At 45.9% G+C, this 16,635-nt stretch carries 14 protein-coding genes and 1 pseudogene; 8 read left to right on the top strand and 7 right to left on the bottom strand.

The window, feature by feature from the left end; translation table 11 throughout:
- From LDN30_RS11085 to LDN30_RS11065, 5 genes are all read left to right on the top strand, one after another.
- Window positions 1-750: a WecB/TagA/CpsF family glycosyltransferase gene (locus tag LDN30_RS11085; RefSeq protein WP_223929518.1), complete on the top strand. Its 750-nt coding sequence runs from the start codon at window positions 1-3 to the stop codon at window positions 748-750.
- A gap of 93 nt (window positions 751-843) precedes the next feature.
- Entirely contained in the window at window positions 844-1,902 is a 1,059-nt protein-coding gene (locus tag LDN30_RS11080; RefSeq protein WP_223929517.1) for a nucleotidyltransferase family protein, read from the top strand.
- A gap of 1 nt (window position 1,903) precedes the next feature.
- A complete protein-coding gene (locus LDN30_RS11075; RefSeq protein WP_223929516.1) occupies window positions 1,904-2,419 on the top strand; it encodes a hypothetical protein in 516 nt (171 codons plus the stop codon).
- Window positions 2,416-3,603, top strand: a complete 1,188-nt coding sequence (locus LDN30_RS11070; RefSeq protein ID WP_223929515.1) for a hypothetical protein — start codon at window positions 2,416-2,418, stop codon at window positions 3,601-3,603. The genes LDN30_RS11075 and LDN30_RS11070 overlap by 4 nt, the downstream gene beginning before the upstream one ends.
- Before the next feature lie 111 nt (window positions 3,604-3,714).
- On the top strand, window positions 3,715-4,272 hold the full coding sequence (locus LDN30_RS11065; protein WP_223929514.1) for a hypothetical protein: 558 nt from the start codon (window positions 3,715-3,717) through the stop codon (window positions 4,270-4,272).
- A 391-nt stretch (window positions 4,273-4,663) separates the two neighbouring features.
- Here the strand turns inward: LDN30_RS11065 and LDN30_RS11060 are convergent, their stop codons facing one another.
- The 5 genes and pseudogenes from LDN30_RS11060 to LDN30_RS11040 form a co-directional block, all read right to left on the bottom strand.
- On the bottom strand, window positions 4,664-5,092 hold the full coding sequence (locus LDN30_RS11060; protein ID WP_223929513.1) for a type II toxin-antitoxin system VapC family toxin: 429 nt from the start codon (window positions 5,090-5,092) through the stop codon (window positions 4,664-4,666).
- A complete protein-coding gene (locus LDN30_RS11055; RefSeq protein WP_223929512.1) occupies window positions 5,089-5,238 on the bottom strand; it encodes a hypothetical protein in 150 nt (49 codons plus the stop codon). The genes LDN30_RS11060 and LDN30_RS11055 overlap by 4 nt, the downstream gene beginning before the upstream one ends.
- A 79-nt stretch (window positions 5,239-5,317) precedes the next feature.
- Window positions 5,318-5,821: a hypothetical protein gene (locus LDN30_RS11050; protein ID WP_223929511.1), complete on the bottom strand. Its 504-nt coding sequence runs from the start codon at window positions 5,819-5,821 to the stop codon at window positions 5,318-5,320.
- A gap of 474 nt (window positions 5,822-6,295) precedes the next feature.
- Window positions 6,296-6,783, bottom strand: a pseudogene (locus LDN30_RS11045) (exonuclease domain-containing protein).
- 51 nt (window positions 6,784-6,834) lie between these two features.
- Entirely contained in the window at window positions 6,835-7,788 is a 954-nt protein-coding gene (locus LDN30_RS11040) for a WCX domain-containing protein (RefSeq protein WP_498043768.1), read from the bottom strand.
- 260 nt (window positions 7,789-8,048) lie between these two features.
- Here LDN30_RS11040 and LDN30_RS16410 point away from each other — a divergent pair, with 260 nt between their 5' ends.
- Both LDN30_RS16410 and LDN30_RS11030 read left to right on the top strand, forming a co-directional pair.
- Complete coding sequence (locus LDN30_RS16410) at window positions 8,049-8,306, top strand: RtcB family protein (protein ID WP_262901949.1); 258 nt, start codon at window positions 8,049-8,051, stop codon at window positions 8,304-8,306.
- A gap of 2,036 nt (window positions 8,307-10,342) precedes the next feature.
- Entirely contained in the window at window positions 10,343-13,675 is a 3,333-nt protein-coding gene (locus LDN30_RS11030; protein WP_223929509.1) for a pectinesterase family protein, read from the top strand.
- A 648-nt stretch (window positions 13,676-14,323) separates the two neighbouring features.
- On the opposite strand, the gene LDN30_RS11025 is transcribed toward LDN30_RS11030, so the two are convergent.
- Window positions 14,324-14,707, bottom strand: a complete 384-nt coding sequence (locus LDN30_RS11025) for a rhodanese-like domain-containing protein (RefSeq protein ID WP_223929508.1) — start codon at window positions 14,705-14,707, stop codon at window positions 14,324-14,326.
- Window positions 14,708-14,878: 171 nt separating this feature from the next.
- Between LDN30_RS11025 and LDN30_RS11020 the strand changes: the two genes are divergently transcribed.
- The gene (locus LDN30_RS11020; RefSeq protein ID WP_223929507.1) at window positions 14,879-15,646 is read left to right on the top strand and encodes an MBL fold metallo-hydrolase; all 768 of its coding nucleotides are present in this window, start codon (window positions 14,879-14,881) and stop codon (window positions 15,644-15,646) included.
- A gap of 21 nt (window positions 15,647-15,667) precedes the next feature.
- Here the strand turns inward: LDN30_RS11020 and LDN30_RS11015 are convergent, their stop codons facing one another.
- Complete coding sequence (locus tag LDN30_RS11015) at window positions 15,668-16,534, bottom strand: GLPGLI family protein (protein ID WP_223929506.1); 867 nt, start codon at window positions 16,532-16,534, stop codon at window positions 15,668-15,670.
- Window positions 16,535-16,635: the final 101 nt, after the last annotated feature.

The following is a 16,635-nucleotide window of genomic DNA, read 5'->3' as shown; positions in this document are numbered from 1 at the left end:
ATGGAAATTGTAAAAATATTAAATATAGATATTCTGAACATTACCCGTCAACAGCTCCTGGAGAATCTGCACGAAGGTGTGCTGATAACCCCTAACCTTGATCATCTGATAAAACTTCAGAAAGATAAGGAATTTTATGATTGTTATAAGAAGGCAAAATGGGTGGTATGCGATTCAAACATACTTCGACTTTTCTCAAAGCTGTTGAAGAAACCCTTTGTAGAGGCAATACCAGGATCGAGCTTCTTCACCTCTTATTATATGTATCATAAAGACGATGCTGACTGCAAGATTTTCCTGCTTGGTGCTAAAGAAGGGGTGGCAGCTAAAGCAATGGAACGGATTAATGCTAAGATAGAACGTCAGATAGTTGTTGGTGCATACTCACCTTCATTTGGATTCGAGAAGAAAAAAGAGGAGTGTAAGGAGATTGTAAATATTATCAACAAGAGCGGAGCGAACGTAGTGCTTGTGGGCGTTGGCGCTCCTAAACAGGAGAAATGGATCATGAAATGGAAACATCTGATGCCCGGTGTGAAAGTCTGGATGGCGTTAGGTGCTACCATTGACTTTGAGGCTGGCAATGTGAAGCGAGCTCCGAAGATATACCAAAAGTTGGCGATGGAATGGCTCTATCGCTTCACACGTGAGCCAAAGCGTCTGTTTAAGCGTTACTTTGTTGACGATGTTAAATTCTTTTGGTACTTCGGCAAGCAGTTACTAGGGGTATATAAGAATCCGTTTGAATAGATTCCTCTTTGTGATAGCTCTATGAGAAGTTTAACGGATAAATTCTTTTCCTTTCTGAGATTTGCGATAGGTACAAGTCATAGTCTGCCAACTATGACTTATGCCGAGATGAAAGGCATTTATGATATAGCCAAGAAACAATCACTTTTGGGCGTTATCTTTATAGCATTAGACAAAAGCGGTCTTAAGCCAATCGATATAGATAAGCATCAAGACGAGTTCGAAGACTTGCTCATGGAATGGATGGGGGATAAAGTTAAAATTGCTCGCCGGAATGAGAAGTTAAATAATGATGTTGCAGAAGTAACAGATTGGTTCGCCAAGCAAGGTTATGAAACTTGTCTATTGAAAGGACAAGGAAATGCGCTGCTGTATCCAACTCCTGAGCTCAGAACTTGCGGAGATATTGACTTATGGGTAAGACCAAAAGAGTGCAAAGACTTAGAAGAAAATATAAGTAACATCATTTCATTTGTCCGTAAGAATTCTTCTTCAAAATGCCGAGCTATTTACCATCACGTGGACGGGTTAGAATGGAATGGTACCGAAGTAGAAGTGCATTATCGTCCACACTTTATGCAAGACTTTGTAAACAATGCACGTTTACAACGATATTTCTTAGATAATGCTAACGAGCAGTTCCAAAATTTTGCAAAGATAGGAGATAAAGATGTTGCAGTTCCAACTCCTTCCTTCAATATAGTCTTTCAGATAAGCCACATCTATCAGCATCTTTTCAAAGAGGGCATAGGTTTAAGGCAAGTTCTTGACTATTATTATGTATTGAAAAGTTATGCTGAGCTGGGTGACAAAGAAAATATAGACTGGAAGGAAACTCTTACATACTTAGGCCTAAAGGATATTACAGCAGCTATAGAATGGATACTAATAAATAAGTTTGGCATGAATGCCGAATGGGCAATAGTTCCTACTGATGAAAATCGAGGAAAATTCATTCTTAATGAGATATTACAAGGAGGTAACTTTGGAAAGTATGATGAGCGTAATGCCCGATTCGGACATTCAAAGATTGGTAAGAACTTACAGCGCCTTAACCGTGACCTCCGTCTTGTTCGTTACTTTCCCTCAGAGGCATTGAGTGAGCCAATCTTTAGGCTGTGGCATGCACACTGGAGGTATAAACGCAATTGAAATGGAATACGAAGATATTTGGAAAAAGCTAAAGGCTATGTCAAGAAGAGACCGTAAGCAGTTAGCTTATGAAATGACTCCCAAAGGTTTTAATGTCGACAACATCATCCCACATTATTATCATGAAGCAAAAGCTATTCATGGCATAGAATTCTTTGAGTCACATGCAAAATATCCCTTAAATGACGATGATGGTAAATATTACAACGCATTGAAGGAAATTGTAGAGAATGATAAGGAAATACATATTCGTGTAAAACTATATGCATGGCTACCAAGGTTTATCAATGATTGGCGGGAAGGCAAAATCGTGAAGGACTACATCTGCTCACGCATAAATGAAGAGTATGTAAACGCATGGTATAAGATCTTACCAGGAAGAAGTTTGGCTGGTGAACGTTCACGCTCACTATTCATAACACTGACGGGCGGTATGGAAATTACATATAAGATGACGGAATGCTCCCATAAGAATGGTTACGAGCTTTTGACATTTTCAAGAACTGATTTTTTATGATAGATCCACTTAAGAAACCGACAGACTCCAGATGGCGTAATTCATGGCGCAGGTATGCAGAGTTCTTGAGAGAGAACGGCCGTAGACCAGTACATGAACGCTATAAGGAAAGAAGTCTATATGTTTGGTACAGTAATAACAGGTCTAAATTAGATAACGGACTACTGTACAAGGAACTTGTGGCTTCTTTCTTAAAACTCACCGATGAAGGCGATACCTATCGGTTTTATGTCTTCAATCGAGAGACGAATATACAAAGGTTGGCTTTCTTAGGAAGTGAAAACAGCATTTCCGAGAACGAGGTCAATGGTAAAGGAAAGGTGAGCTTCTTTGACGCCTGCATGATGTATGTAGATTTCAGCAACCGGTTGGAGCGTCCTCCGTTGATGGAGATAAAGGAGGAAATGGAAATTGCCAAATGGTTCTTTAAGGCTAATGACGACTTCTCTAATAACAAACTCACCGATCAAGAGAAACACGCTTTTGACCAGCTCCTTCAGAGTACAAAACAGTACAGGAACGAGAATGTCATCAATCACGTGTCAAGACTTACGGAGGACGTCCCTAATCAGAAAGGTAGAAATGAAGTTCTGTACGCTGATAACGGAACGGAAGTTCATGTGGGAGCTTGGGAGCGAAGATGGTTTGAGATGTGTGACAGGTATTCGAAATACCTTGACGACAACAAAAAAGTACCAACGGATAAAAGCGACTTACAACTGTATCAATGGCTATTAAGACAAAGAAAGCTGTTGACTGCAGGAAGTTTGAAAGAAAGCAGAAAAGCCGAGTTTGATAAACTGCTCTTGAAGATAGATGAGATCAGGAGGAACTATCCCCAAAAACCGAATGTGGGTGGTCGTAAAAGAAAGAAAACTACAGGAGATGATATCGAATCATCAAGCTTATCAAAATCCAAGCATAATCATGTAAAACAAGATGACCTGTGGAACCAGAAGTGGCAGGCGTACAAGGATTTCATGGTGAAGAACAAGCGTCGCCCGTCAAAACATCGTGCCGAGGACTTAGTGCTGTTCGACTGGTTCAAGCACAGCAAGAGACTGCTCAAGCGGGGCCTGATGAAGGCAGAGCGTATTGCCAAGTTCAAACAGCTGCTTAGTAAGGCAAATAACTTGCCACGCTTCAACCAGTTCAATTATGTTGACACTTCCCTAAAGTCATAATGGCGCGTTATTGGCGGTAAGCTCAAAAGTCCCAGATACAATGATAGCGACAAGACACATGCTGGCGGCTTGGATTCATTGATAAAGATATATTGATAAAAGGATGAATGTATGAAGTACGACAAGTTGACGATAATGGGACTACCGAAGAAGTTCAAGGTGTATTATGCACTGGATTATCTCTATTCTGGCTGTCAGTTGCCGGACAATCCTGACGACATCATCTATGATGAATGGCCGGCAGATGGCGACGAGGGTGAGGATGCGATGATGGTGTATGAATACAATAAGTCTGCTACAGGCGTATATGTAGCTTACAATGAGAACGTCCATGCGCTGTCATTAGAGTTGTCACCATGGGCATCGGACGCAGATGTGAGCCTATATGTGAAGCTTGTCAATGCGGTACTGAAGAAACATCCACGTGCCAAGCTCTATGCGCAATATGATATTCTTAAGGGATTGACGGAAGAAGATGAGAAGAAGATGATTGCCGACCGCCAAAGCTACGTGAAGCGACTGTTGAAGACCAAGGATGGCTTCACGATGGAGGGCCTTTTTCATGGCTTTACGCTGAAGGTCGCTCATCTCCGCCTTGCCCCTACCCTCGACATACAGGCAAGAGATCTGCGCCAGATGTTTGCCGATATGCAGTGGGAGAAAGATTAGCTCACGCACGAGGATTTATATTCTCGCAAAGGTGCGAAGTACGCAAAGATTCCTACGGAATGATTAGCTTGGCGGTTTGGCGAGAGACTTGGAGATTCTGTGAAATGAGTAGAATCTGTGAGACTTATTCTCGCACTGTTTTTATTTCTCACGGATAACACGGATGACACAGATTTTGCTCGCAGAGGCGTGGAGGTCGCAAAGAAAAAGAAGGCATAAAAGTCTTATCAGAATGATGTGCGACGGATACGTATAAATTGTTTATCCTCTCCACTTAACGTCCGGTATAGACTGCGAGATGAGCCAATGTCGAGACAGTGCATTGAACATCGACTATACGGCAAGAAGGTTACATGTAGATGTGGATAATCATTTTCATTAATATGGCAATTTATCTTCTATTGAAAACGAATTCAAGACCATATTTCTCATACATATCGAATTTACGGTCAGAACTGACCAACGCAATCTTATCAGAAATTGCTTGAGCTATGATGAGACGGTCGTTGGGGTCTCTGTGTTCATCAAATAATGGCAGAGTAGAGTATGTTTGAAGATTCTGTACGGTTACAGGTACAATCTTAATACTCATTTCATCAAGCCACTGAGAGAATTCGCTTATATCAGCATTCTTCCCTTTACGCTTGATGTGCAGTTTCCCAATTTGGGATAGATGAATGAGCTCATGTACACAGACGGTGCTCGTAAAAAGCAAGTTTTCGTAGTCCATGATTAACTCGCCCACTTCTTTGGAGATTTCATCACTTCTTTTTTCTAATAAGAAGACGAGTATGTTGGTGTCGAGGTAGTACCGATTCATCTGAGGACGGCTCTCATGTCTTTCACTTCTACATAGAGCTTATCCTCATCATCAGAGAAAAACCATTCGCCGAGCTTGTTAAGCTTCTTAGGCATCATAGCCCTAAGTTCCTCTCTTGAAATTTTCCTTTTTATTCTTGTTGCCATAGTTATGTTTATTTTGAGGCAAAGATAAGAATTTGTTTTTAAATACGCAAGGATTTATCGACTTATTTGGATTCTAAAATCATCTCCTCCACTTCCTTCTCTGTGTTTCCTCGTCATCGACTGACATATCCATATTACCGTTTAGCTCCCATTCGCGGTTAGTGTCTGTAGCACCGGTGCTGGCCGGGCTCTGAACATGAACACCATTTCCCCTGTTGTCTCCTTGAGGCGGCAGGGGATTTCTGTTTGTAGTTGTGTGTGATGATGGGCTGATGCCCCTGCTGAAGAGATAGTTTTGACGAAGTTGATCCGTGACTTCCGGCCGTAATTGGATGGTCTCCCCATTCCGAGATACTGAACCCTTGTGTATGCGAGTACCTAATTGCCGATAGAGAATGCGGTTGATGTCCGCCGTTGTAAGACTTGGGTTATCAGCCAGCAGATTGTCGATGGTCTGCTTTATTTTAGCAAAACGTGTGGTGGCATCCTCGAATTGGAGCAGCTCCTTGATGCTAAGGAACTCTCCACCTTTGAAGACCGTCTTGTTCTTATGGTCGATGAGAATGTAACCATAAAAATACATGGTAACTATTTTATATATTGAATTTTATTATTAAATTTGCAACGTTTTAATATGGCATTAAAATGTAGCAAAATGAATTCTAATATGGAAACCGTCATACTGGGGAAAAAATGCGGCTGAGTCCAAGGCTGAAGGCAGGGCTGAAAGGATTTACCATAGGTGAGAAAAATTGCCTACCGGTTCTTTGACGGCGAGTATCAGGGGTGTCCCTTCTTTTTGTGAAGCCCAAAGGAGACAATCCGACGCCAAGAGAATGCGACATTACTGGCAGAAGACTGTCCGGGGTAACTGGTTTGCCGACGGTGTTCATTCTTCACCCCGGCCCCACCTATGAGCGGCAACGGCTGATGGACAAAGGCGTGTATTTCATCATGTCCGAAAGATATGCTTTCTTGCCCATGGTGGTGGCCTTAGAAAAAACGGCAAACAGAAAGATAACATCACCACACGGAAACAAATGTGTCCCTCCGCAATTTACAATATCTTTAGGGCGATGGCAGCGCACGCCTCGGCATCGGCAAGCGCATGGTGGTGGTTCTTAAGGTCGTAACCGCAGCGCTCGGCGATGATGTCGAGGTTATGATGACCGCCCGGCCATACCTGGCGGGATTTTATAAGAGTGCAATAGAATGGATAGTCGGGATAGTCCATCTGTACATACGGAACACGGCCTTGAGACATGTCTCGTCGAAGGCCTTGTTGTGGGCAACGAGAGGCTGACTCTCTATCATCGGTTCTACCTGTTTCCATACGTCGGGGAAGATGGGTGCATCATCTGTATCCTCACGGCAGAGACCATTGACACTGGAACACACGTAGTTATAATAGTCCGGCTCAGGATGGATAAGAGAGTAGAACTGGTCTGCTTTCTTGCCATCACGGACCACTACAACGCCGACTGAGCAGACGCTTGTCCGCTCGAAGTTGGCCGTCTCGAAGTCTATAGCTGCGAAGTCTTTCATTGTCTCTTTGTCGGCAAAGTTAAACCTATGGCGTTACTAAACGTTGCCCAGTCACAGATTATTTTGGGAGTTGTATTGTTCCGCTGCCTCGTTAAGCATCTTTCTGATGGTCTTGACAGCGCATTTGGGAGAGACGATTTTCACTCCCGACCCGTAAGAGAGCATGAGGGCATAGAACTCGAAGTTGAGGACGACCCGGCATTGGAAGAGCACGCTGCCGTCTTCCTCATTGCGCTCAAGTACCATCTGTGAGCTGTGGACGGGCTTTGTCTCGATGTAAGGAGCCTGCTCTCTGTTGGCTACGAAGCGGACGGTTACAAGCGGTGTGCTCCTCGTCTTGGTAACGCCAATGACATCCTTGAAGAACGTTGACGGATCGAAGTGCTTGTCGTCCTCGAAAGCGATGTCGCGGTTGGGCGTTACGGCCTTCATGCGGTCGAGTGCCAGATTGAACAATCGGTGGTCTGTCGTCCGCGTACAGAACAGAAACCAACGGTTGCGGTATTCCTTCGGCAGATAGGGCCATACGGTCCAGTCCTTAGGCTTGGGATTGTTGAAGGGCTGATAGCTGACGGTTATCGTTTGCCTGTTGGCGATATAGTTGTAGAGAGGATTGAGGAACTTTAGGCCCATGAGGTTGGAGTTGCGCTCAAAGTCCACGATTGGAGCCCGCTCACTCTTGGCAATGGCAAGCGTATCCTGCAAACGGCCGATTACATCCGACAGCTCCGTGAAGGCATCAAAGTCGGCATACTGCCTGAGCATGTCCACAGCCTCGGCAAGCTTGTCATAATCGTTCTGCGACATCGGCAACTCCGTGATGGAGAAGTCGGGGTCGGCATACCTATAATATTTATGGTCATAGACCTCTATCGGTGCATTGTAGCCGAGTTTGTCGCTTCGCATCATCTGTATGTCAAGCTGTACGGAGCGGGTGGATATGCCTTTCCTGATTCCCTCAAAGTCGTAAAGGGCATCGGAGCAGGCATCGACAAGGTCTTGCAGCGTCCAACGGCGTTGACGGTTGCGGGGCAGTTGTCGATGGTCTTATATCGGAGTAGAGCGTTCTTGTTGGCTGGCATAATCGCTGCGTTTTAGCTTTTCGGGTGTAAAGATAAGACATTTCTGCGAAACCTATTTGCGCAATTCTGCTTTTTTATCGCCGGAACGTCACTTTTTTCTGGTTGCGCAAAAACCTTGCGCAGCGCGACGCTAACTTTGCAACCGCAATGAAGGCCATAATGACCGGATAATAATCAACAGATATGAAAGAATTCATGATTAATGACACGCCCGTCAAGATGTGGGCACGGACGTGCGACGCCCATGCATGGAAGGAAGTGACCAATATCTGCTCGCTTCCGTTTGTCTATCACCATGTTGCGTTGATGCTGGACCTCCACGGAGGCAAGGGTATACCCATAGGAACAGTACTTGCAACCAATGGTGTGGTTATACCTAATGCTGTCGGTGTGGAAAATTTTCTCACTCCAGATGAAGTCGTTTACAAAAAGACTTCGTAAATTTGCACTTGCTAATTGACTTCGCCCAGTTTACACTTCTCTTCTCATTCACAAAATTCATTTTGTATTTAAAGATGTCGCTAAATATATTTAAGAGAGCTAATACGGAAATAATAAGAAGGCCCATTATTCCATATTGTTTAATTGCTACAGGTGTCAAAAATGCAATCATTAGAAACCAAAGTAATCCCGATATTCCTTTTATGTTCCCCATACCGTCGAATACATATTTTTTATTACAAAAGATAGCTCTGAAATAGACAGAAGCATCATGACTGCAATTGCCAGTTCTATGTCCTTTAAAGATGACAAGCAGATAAGACAGGACTTTGCAGAGGACATATTCCATTCCGATAAAGAAATAGGATATTATTTTCATCGTCGACGATTATAGTGATATTTTACGTGTTCCGGCGGAATCGCAGTTTAATGGAATTGAATCATTATTTCATATATTCCCGTTGCTCAAATCAATAATATCATTGTGACATTAAATACTATATAGAAAAACATACATGTCGGCCAATCGGTTACGATCTTCTTATTCTTGAATCTTTTACACGCTTTTTCGAATCTTAATGACACAAGACAATAGAGCATTATCCATATCGGAACAAAGCATGTTAGGACGAAGAAAGTGTTGAGTATACCGAATACATCCAAGAGCCTTATCACTAAATAACTTATCGGGATTGTCAGAAAAAACGAACTTCCCATGCGTGGCCACGTATTCCAAAATGGGTCGAGGCACGCAAGCTTATAGAAAACATATATTATATAATCGACTACCAACATCCAACTAACTATTCTTCTTTTGCTTCTACGTTTTTTCTGTGGCTGATTCCGCGGGAGCATTATGACACTATATGTTGTTTGACCGCAAAGTTACTAAATATTTTCCCCACAACCAAATTTTCAGCTTTATTGAAAGATAAATAGAGTCGGTGAATGACGTTTATTGTGTCTGTTTTAGTCGGTCATACCAAAAAGCCACACCTACAACCGCGTCAGCTATGGCCGTCAGATGCAAATAAAGTGGAAGATGGCTTCTCCGATTCCCGCTTCCGTCATGCAATATGCCAAACTCAGCAACGTTATTTAAGTGGCATATCGGTCATAAATTGTTAGTAGCCCGCTGATTCAGACAAATTACAACTCTCTCGACTTCGTCAATGCGTCACCCAAAATTATAGTACATGGCTGATGCGATTGATATCAATACGTACGATGGCTTGGCACTTATTCTTTTCTGACAAAAACCAAATAAAACCTCTTGCGCTTGCAATGGGCTGTGCCCATTGTTTCTTCTCCGTCGCCGGCTTACTCCGAAGCAAGTTTCGGCAAGCCGGCGACGGAGAAGAAAACAGCCTTCGTTCCTCAGGCTTGCAATCGCAAGTAAAACCGGCAAAACCGCTGATGCCGCAAAAAATCCATACACCCCCCCTGGGATTAGGTTGCGCTTGTAGACGTCCGGAAACCACCAATAGACGATGGTCGTTAGCAGGAACGGTAGCAGGGTTAGTTGCCGTCTAAGAAATAAAGGATTCGGTCTTACGACCGACCGTTTTGCAGCCTTAAATGGACCGTTTCGCAACGTAAAATGGCCTTGCTTTGTAAGTGGCTGTGAGTCAGTGCGTAGCAGAAGCAGAAAAGATTCGATTGCGATTTGAATTATTATTACAAACGGAATCTGAGAAGATGAAATTGCACGACAGTTAATGTAGGGGTAGGAGGGCGACGCCGTAATCCTCGAACATACGCCAATTTACTATTGCATGTCGCGGCACTTGTAGCCTTCAGAAGAAGAATTACGTAAACGTTTGCGTGTATTTTTACGTATACACAGTGCTAACTTAATCTGATATTTTCATAAATTTGCGCTCGATAAGCGACGACTTTGATAACGAGCCGTCATCTTGAACGAATCTAACTGTAATTCAACCAACTAATTAACTAAAACTTATCAGATGAAAGCGAAACAAAAATGTGGACTGGCGATAATGCTTGTTCTACTGTTTGCACTTGTTGCCAGGGCAATGGTGCAAGAATCAACAATCACGGCTTTATGGGACTTCCAGCACATGAATCCCTCGTCATTGAAAGGTATTCACATCGAAGGATCACAGGACCATGTAGCGTCCAATCAGTCTGGCATTCAGATGTTTGTCATTGCCAAGAGCGGTAAGTTTGCCGTACGCACCAACGACGTACAGGTGAACGCCAACACCTACCTCCGCATTCCGGTGAAGAGCACCGCCGATGTGGTGACGGTAGTGGCCAACGGAGGCTATTACCACTTCAAAATCGGCGGCAAGGCTGCCACCTCCAACACTACGACATATACGGCTACGAGCAGCGACGTAAGCAAGGGCTACGTCGAGCTCGCGGCAACAGCAACGAGCTATATCTACAGCATCAAGGTCGTGCAGAACAACGCAGGTTCTTCATCGTCGTCGACGACTCAGACCGGATCGCAGACCAGCACCACAAAGGCTACGGCGAAATGGGATTTTGCCAACGTGAATCCATCGTCGCTCCGTGGACTTACCATCGAAGGAAAGCAGGGACGCATACCGTCGACCCTCGACGGCATAACCATCTATTGCATAGCGCAATACGGTAAGTTCGCACAGCGCACTAACGACGCGCAGTTCAACGCCAAGACGGCCCTGCGTGTACCGGTAACGACGACCTCCGATGTCGTGACGGTAACGAGCGCAACGGGATACCACAACTATAACGTTGGCGGTGTGGCAGCAACAGCCGATGTCACCAACCACACTGCAACGGCCGCTGAGGTGAGTGCCGGCTACGTCGTCATTTACGCTACGGGATCGTCGTATCTCAAGAGTATCAGCGTGGTGCTGAACAAATACTCCGCACCGTCGTCCTCATCCTCATCCTCCGACGATAATAAGACTGACAACAGCACCGAGAGCTCCGGTTCCTTCACCGCTGTGTCACAGAACTACTACGTTGTCAAGGCCGGGTCGGCAAGCAGCTTCCTCGCAGCTCTGAAGCAGGCCAACGCCAGCAAGTCGTCCGGCCGCAAGTATATCTTCCTCCCCAACGGCACTTACGACCTCGGCACCACATGTCTCACCGCCATCACCGGAAACAACATCTCCATTATCGGTCAGAGCATGGACAAGACCATCATCCGCAATGCTCCTGACGTGGCTAACGAGGGCATAGGCACTACGGCCACGCTGCTCAACCAAGGCCAAAACACTTATCTTCAGGACCTTACGCTCAAGAATGCGCTCAACTACTACAACGCCACTTCGGCCGGACGCGCCGTATGTCTCCAGGACAAGGGCAACAACACCATCTGCAAGAATGTGCGTATGCTGTCTTATCAGGATACTTATTACAGTGCCAACCGCAGTGGAAAATTTTATTTTGAGGGCTGCGACATCCATGGAACAGTCGATTTTATCTGTGGTGGCGGCGACGTATTCTTCAACAAGTGCACCCTAACCGTCGAGAAGCGTACTGCAAGCGGCAAGGGCAGTTGCGTTATTGCGGCACCATACACCGAGAGTACATGGGGATATGTGTTCAACGACTGTAAGATTGTCAACTACGCCGAGAGCTACTCCCTCGGACGCGCATGGGGCGGAAAGCCTCGTGTGGCTTACATCAATACCACGCTCGGAGCTCCAACCAAAATCATTGCATCGCGCTTTACGGCTCAGGGCATGAACGTCATAGCCGATAAATTCGTCGAGTACCGCTCTGTCAACAGCAACGGTACTGTAGTCTCGCCAAGTTCAAACAAGGTTAAGTTCTATCAGGGATCGAACTCTGCCACTAAGGAGACCATCATCTCCTCAGCCGCAGCAAAGGACTATGCCATCGGCAACGTCTTCGGTTCATGGAAGCCATATAACGATGCGGCTCAGCTCACGCTGAATACGCTCTCGCAGAACGGCAACAGCATACAGTGGGGTAAAGTCAGCGGAGCAAGCTCCTATGCTATCTTCAAGGACGGCACTCTGCTGACCATCGTCGGCAGTGCTACGACCTCGTATACTATCACGGCAACAGGCACCTACAGCGTAAGAGCGTCCAATCCTAACGGCGGTTTCGGTACTGCCAAGAGCCTTACGGTGTCGAGTGTCGGATCGTCATCGTCGTCATCATCGTCGTCGTCAAGTACAAGCACAACCGGACTGAGCAAGTACGATGCCAACGCTCCAGTGGGATGGGGCACGGTAGGCGGTAGCATCACCGGCTCCGGCGACCGCAATGCCGTTGTCGTCACCACTGCCGCTGACCTCGTCAGCGCTATGTCCGGCACCGACGCCAAGACCATCTACATCAAGGGCACCCTCACTTTCGACGGACAGCTCTCAGTCAATGGCGCACAGAACAAGACCGTCTATGGTCTGCCGGGATCGGTACTCATCAATCCTACCCACACCGCTGTTGTGAAGAAGACGGGCATACTGATGATAAAGAACAGCAAGAATATCATTCTGCGCAATATAACCTTCAAAGGATCAGGAGCTTACGACATCGATGGTGAGGACAATCTCACGCTGCAGAACTCGCAGTATATATGGGTTGACCACTGCGACTTCCAGGATGCTGTTGACGGCAACTTCGACTGCAATAACGCCTCCGACAATATCTGCGTCACGTGGTGCCGATTCCGCTACCTGAAGGCTCCTTACGCCGGTGGTTCCGGTGGCAGCAACGACCACCGCTTCTCTGATCTCTGGGGTGGCAGCGACAAGAATACCAAGGACTTAGGCAAGCTCCGCACCACCTTCGCCAACTGCTGGTGGGACGAGGGCTGCAAGGAGCGTCAGCCACGTGTGCGCTTCGGACAGGTGCACATCGTCAACTGCCTCTACTCGTCATCTGTCTCCAACTATTGCGTGGGAGCCGCTTACCGCAGTAATATATATGTAGAGAACTCGGCTTTCACCAGTGCCAACGCTCAGAAAACCCCGTGGAAGGTCTATGCCACCGCAAAGGGATACACCGACTACAATATCACGGTAAAGGGCTGCTATGGTGCCGCCGACGTGCAGCAGCGGTCGGGCAACATCGCTTACTTCATTCCTTCGGCCTACTATAAGCTGACGGCATATCCTGCCAGCGAGGTGAAGGCTGAGGTGTCGGCACACGCCGGAGCCACAATGAATATCTCGGCTCCATCGGCAAAGGCAAAGGCTGCGGCGTGGGGAGAAACCACTACGGCTATAAATGCCGCTGAGGCTGACGGAGCCACGGTGGTGAGCACCATCTACTACTCTGCTAACGGTGTCCGCCAGCACTCGTTGCAGCATGGTCTGAACATCGTTAAGACGCACTATTCCAATGGCAAAACGACTGTCAGAAAGGTAATGGTGAAATAAAATAGATTACCGCCAAGTTGTCCGATTGTATGCAATTTTAACCACTCTTTCGGACGATTTGGCGGTTTTTTATATACGAATAATCAGCGTTCAGTAGCATCTGATCCATTTCCTCCGGATCTCATCGATGAACTACCAGCGTGATCAGAACGGCAGAGTAGCATCTGATCCCTTTTCTCCGTCCTCATTGCGATGTGAAATTTGTTTAGAATTTTAACCATATACAACATGTGTTGCACCTATCCAACGTAGGGGGTTTATCCCCGTCCTACCAACAGCGGACAAGATACAAAGCAAATGCCCCGCAGCTGCGAGGGTGGGGATAAACCCCAACCCTACCGAGTGCTACAATCCCTTTGGTAATCCATTGATAATCAAAGTGTTGCACATATCCACCGTAGGGACGGGGTTTATCCCCGTCCTACCAACAGCGGACAAGATACAAAGCAAATACCCCGCAGCTGAGAGGATGGGGATAAACCCCACCCCTACGTTGTATGTATGTATGCTGCAAATGTTTTCTTAATTTAGTGTTCACGTGGCTACATGAGTTCCCATTCATTTGCATCTTCAATCCCCTGAACTTCAATTTCTTTGACGATTAATCACTGCTGAGGCCTTAGACTGCGGGGGTATGATTACGAGGTTTTATGGCTTGGGCTTACACTTTTCAGTCCACTCCAGCCAACCACCACGGAGATTGACAACCTTGTAGCCTTCGTTAGCGAGGATGCGGGCTGCTTTCATACTCCGTTTCCCTGACCGACAATACACCGCTATGGTCTTGTCCTTGGGGAGATTGGCGACAGCCTCGGACTTGAAACCGTCCTTCAGAACGTCGATATTGCGTGCACCGTCGATGTGGCCGGCACCATATTCGTCAGCCGTCCTGACATCCACAAGAATGACAGAATCCGACTTGATGATTTCGGCAAACTCAGCAGCCGATACCGTTTTAATAGAATCATGCTGGCCGCTGCAACCGGATGCAAAGCCTAAGAGTCCGAGCAATAGTGTCAATAACTTCTTCATATCCGTTTTTGCTACAAACTTACGAATTAAATTTGAATAATCATGCCCGAACGTCGGAAAAATTTTGTTTTACGGAAAAATACATCAAATAACTGCGTTTTGATTTCAATATTCGTGGATTTCTCCGTATATTTGCCAGGGATTAGCAACAAACGAAAACCGCACTGAAATATGATGACAGGACACCTAAAGAAGAACCTGCTGCTCACTATGATGCTCATGATAGCTACATTGGCCATAGCAGCGTGTAGGGAGAAGTCGGGCTCTGATACTCAGACAGATACATTCGGAACGAAGAGTGGAAAGGAGATTACTTTCACCGCTATTAAACACGGCAGTATACGAATCACGTTCGACGGCAGGGAGATAGAAGTCGACCCCGTTAGTAGGCTGGAACCGACGACCGATTACAGCACGATGCCCAAGGCTGACTATATTTTAGTTACCCATGAGCACTACGATCACTGCGACACGGTGGCTATCAGACAGTTGGAAAAACCCTCGACGGTCATTGTTACGAATGCCAACTGTGCCAAAATCATCGGGAAAGGGAAAGTTATGCACAATGGCGACCATCTGCGTCTCGCTGATGACATTACCGTAGATGCTGTTCCGGCCTACAATATTACTCTGGGTAGGGAAAAGTTCCATCCCAAAGGACGTGATAATGGCTTTATTCTCACGCTTGACGGTTTCAGAGTATATATCTCCGGCGATACTGAGGACATTCCCGAGATGCGGAACATTAAGAACATCGACGTGGCCTTTCTCTCCACCAATCAGCCGTTCACGATGACTCCCGCACAGACGGCTCGCGCAGCAAAGATAATCAAGCCGAAGGTTCTCTTCCCTTATCATTACTCCGACACTGATATTCAGCAGGTTGCGAACCTCTTGAAGGGATCTGGCATCGATGTGAGGATAAGAAATTACAAATAGGTGGCACTGACAGAATCGGTACTACCCCAGGCTTTTCCTAATTATCTGAGGAATCGGCGTGCTAATAATATATTTCATAAAGTCGTCTTTGAAGCCTCCTTCCTCAATCGTGACATTGTCCAAGCTGATGGTTATTCCCGAGGCCTTCATGGCATCGTCAAAAGAAGTGGTGCGGTTAATTTTGTCAAATTGCTTCTGCGTTACCGATTCATACTTCTTGTAGTTTTTAATGAGCGTAATATCTTCTTTGCCGTCAACCTGCTCGAGTCCTTTTGCTTCAAAAATGTATTGTTTTTTAGCATCCGTAGCTTTAAGGATTAGTCCGGGGAGCCCAATCAGTTTCCATGGACCATTATCGAGAGGAATATCTTCGGCGTACCACACAGTCCAATGACGCCCCTTGAAGTTGGTTTCAGCTTTCATACAGTGATAGCCGATGATTGTGCAGGTGTCTGAGCCTATGCTCCATTGTGGTGTCTGTGTTTTCTCCGATATCCGATAGCTGTTCATCATGGCATCGTCGAAGGTAGTTGTCTCGCCCTCAGGATAATTGCGATATACAATCCACGATATTGACGATTGTGCCGGCATGTTAGTGAAATCGCGTTCGCCGCGGTCCATTTTCTCCTTCATCCATTTGTCGACTATCGCCTTGCGGCCACTGTAAAACTCGCTGACAGTCTTGCCCATATCGAGTCGCATGTCATCGTCGCTATAGTCATAACCGCCAATAGAATCAACTTTTGTGGTATCTTCGACCAATCGTGCTGCATACGTGACGCGGTACTGCACCTTATCGAGGACGGTTGCCGGTTCCTTTCCTTGAGAGCTGCCTTCGGTGTTGGTATTCTGCCCCTGCGCCGATGGCTGAACAGCAATCAGCAACATTGATGCGAGTTATAAAACTTTAAATATTCTGTTCATATATATCATTTTTAAGGAAATATCAATGCGAAGGTAATAAATATTTTGAAGAAACAGAAAAAATC

Origin of the sequence: Prevotella lacticifex, assembly GCF_019973375.1 — a bacterium.
Lineage (GTDB): Bacteria > Bacteroidota > Bacteroidia > Bacteroidales > Bacteroidaceae > Prevotella > Prevotella lacticifex.
Note: the sequence above shows the minus strand (reverse complement) of the source record. Positions and strands in the feature narration are given on the sequence as shown.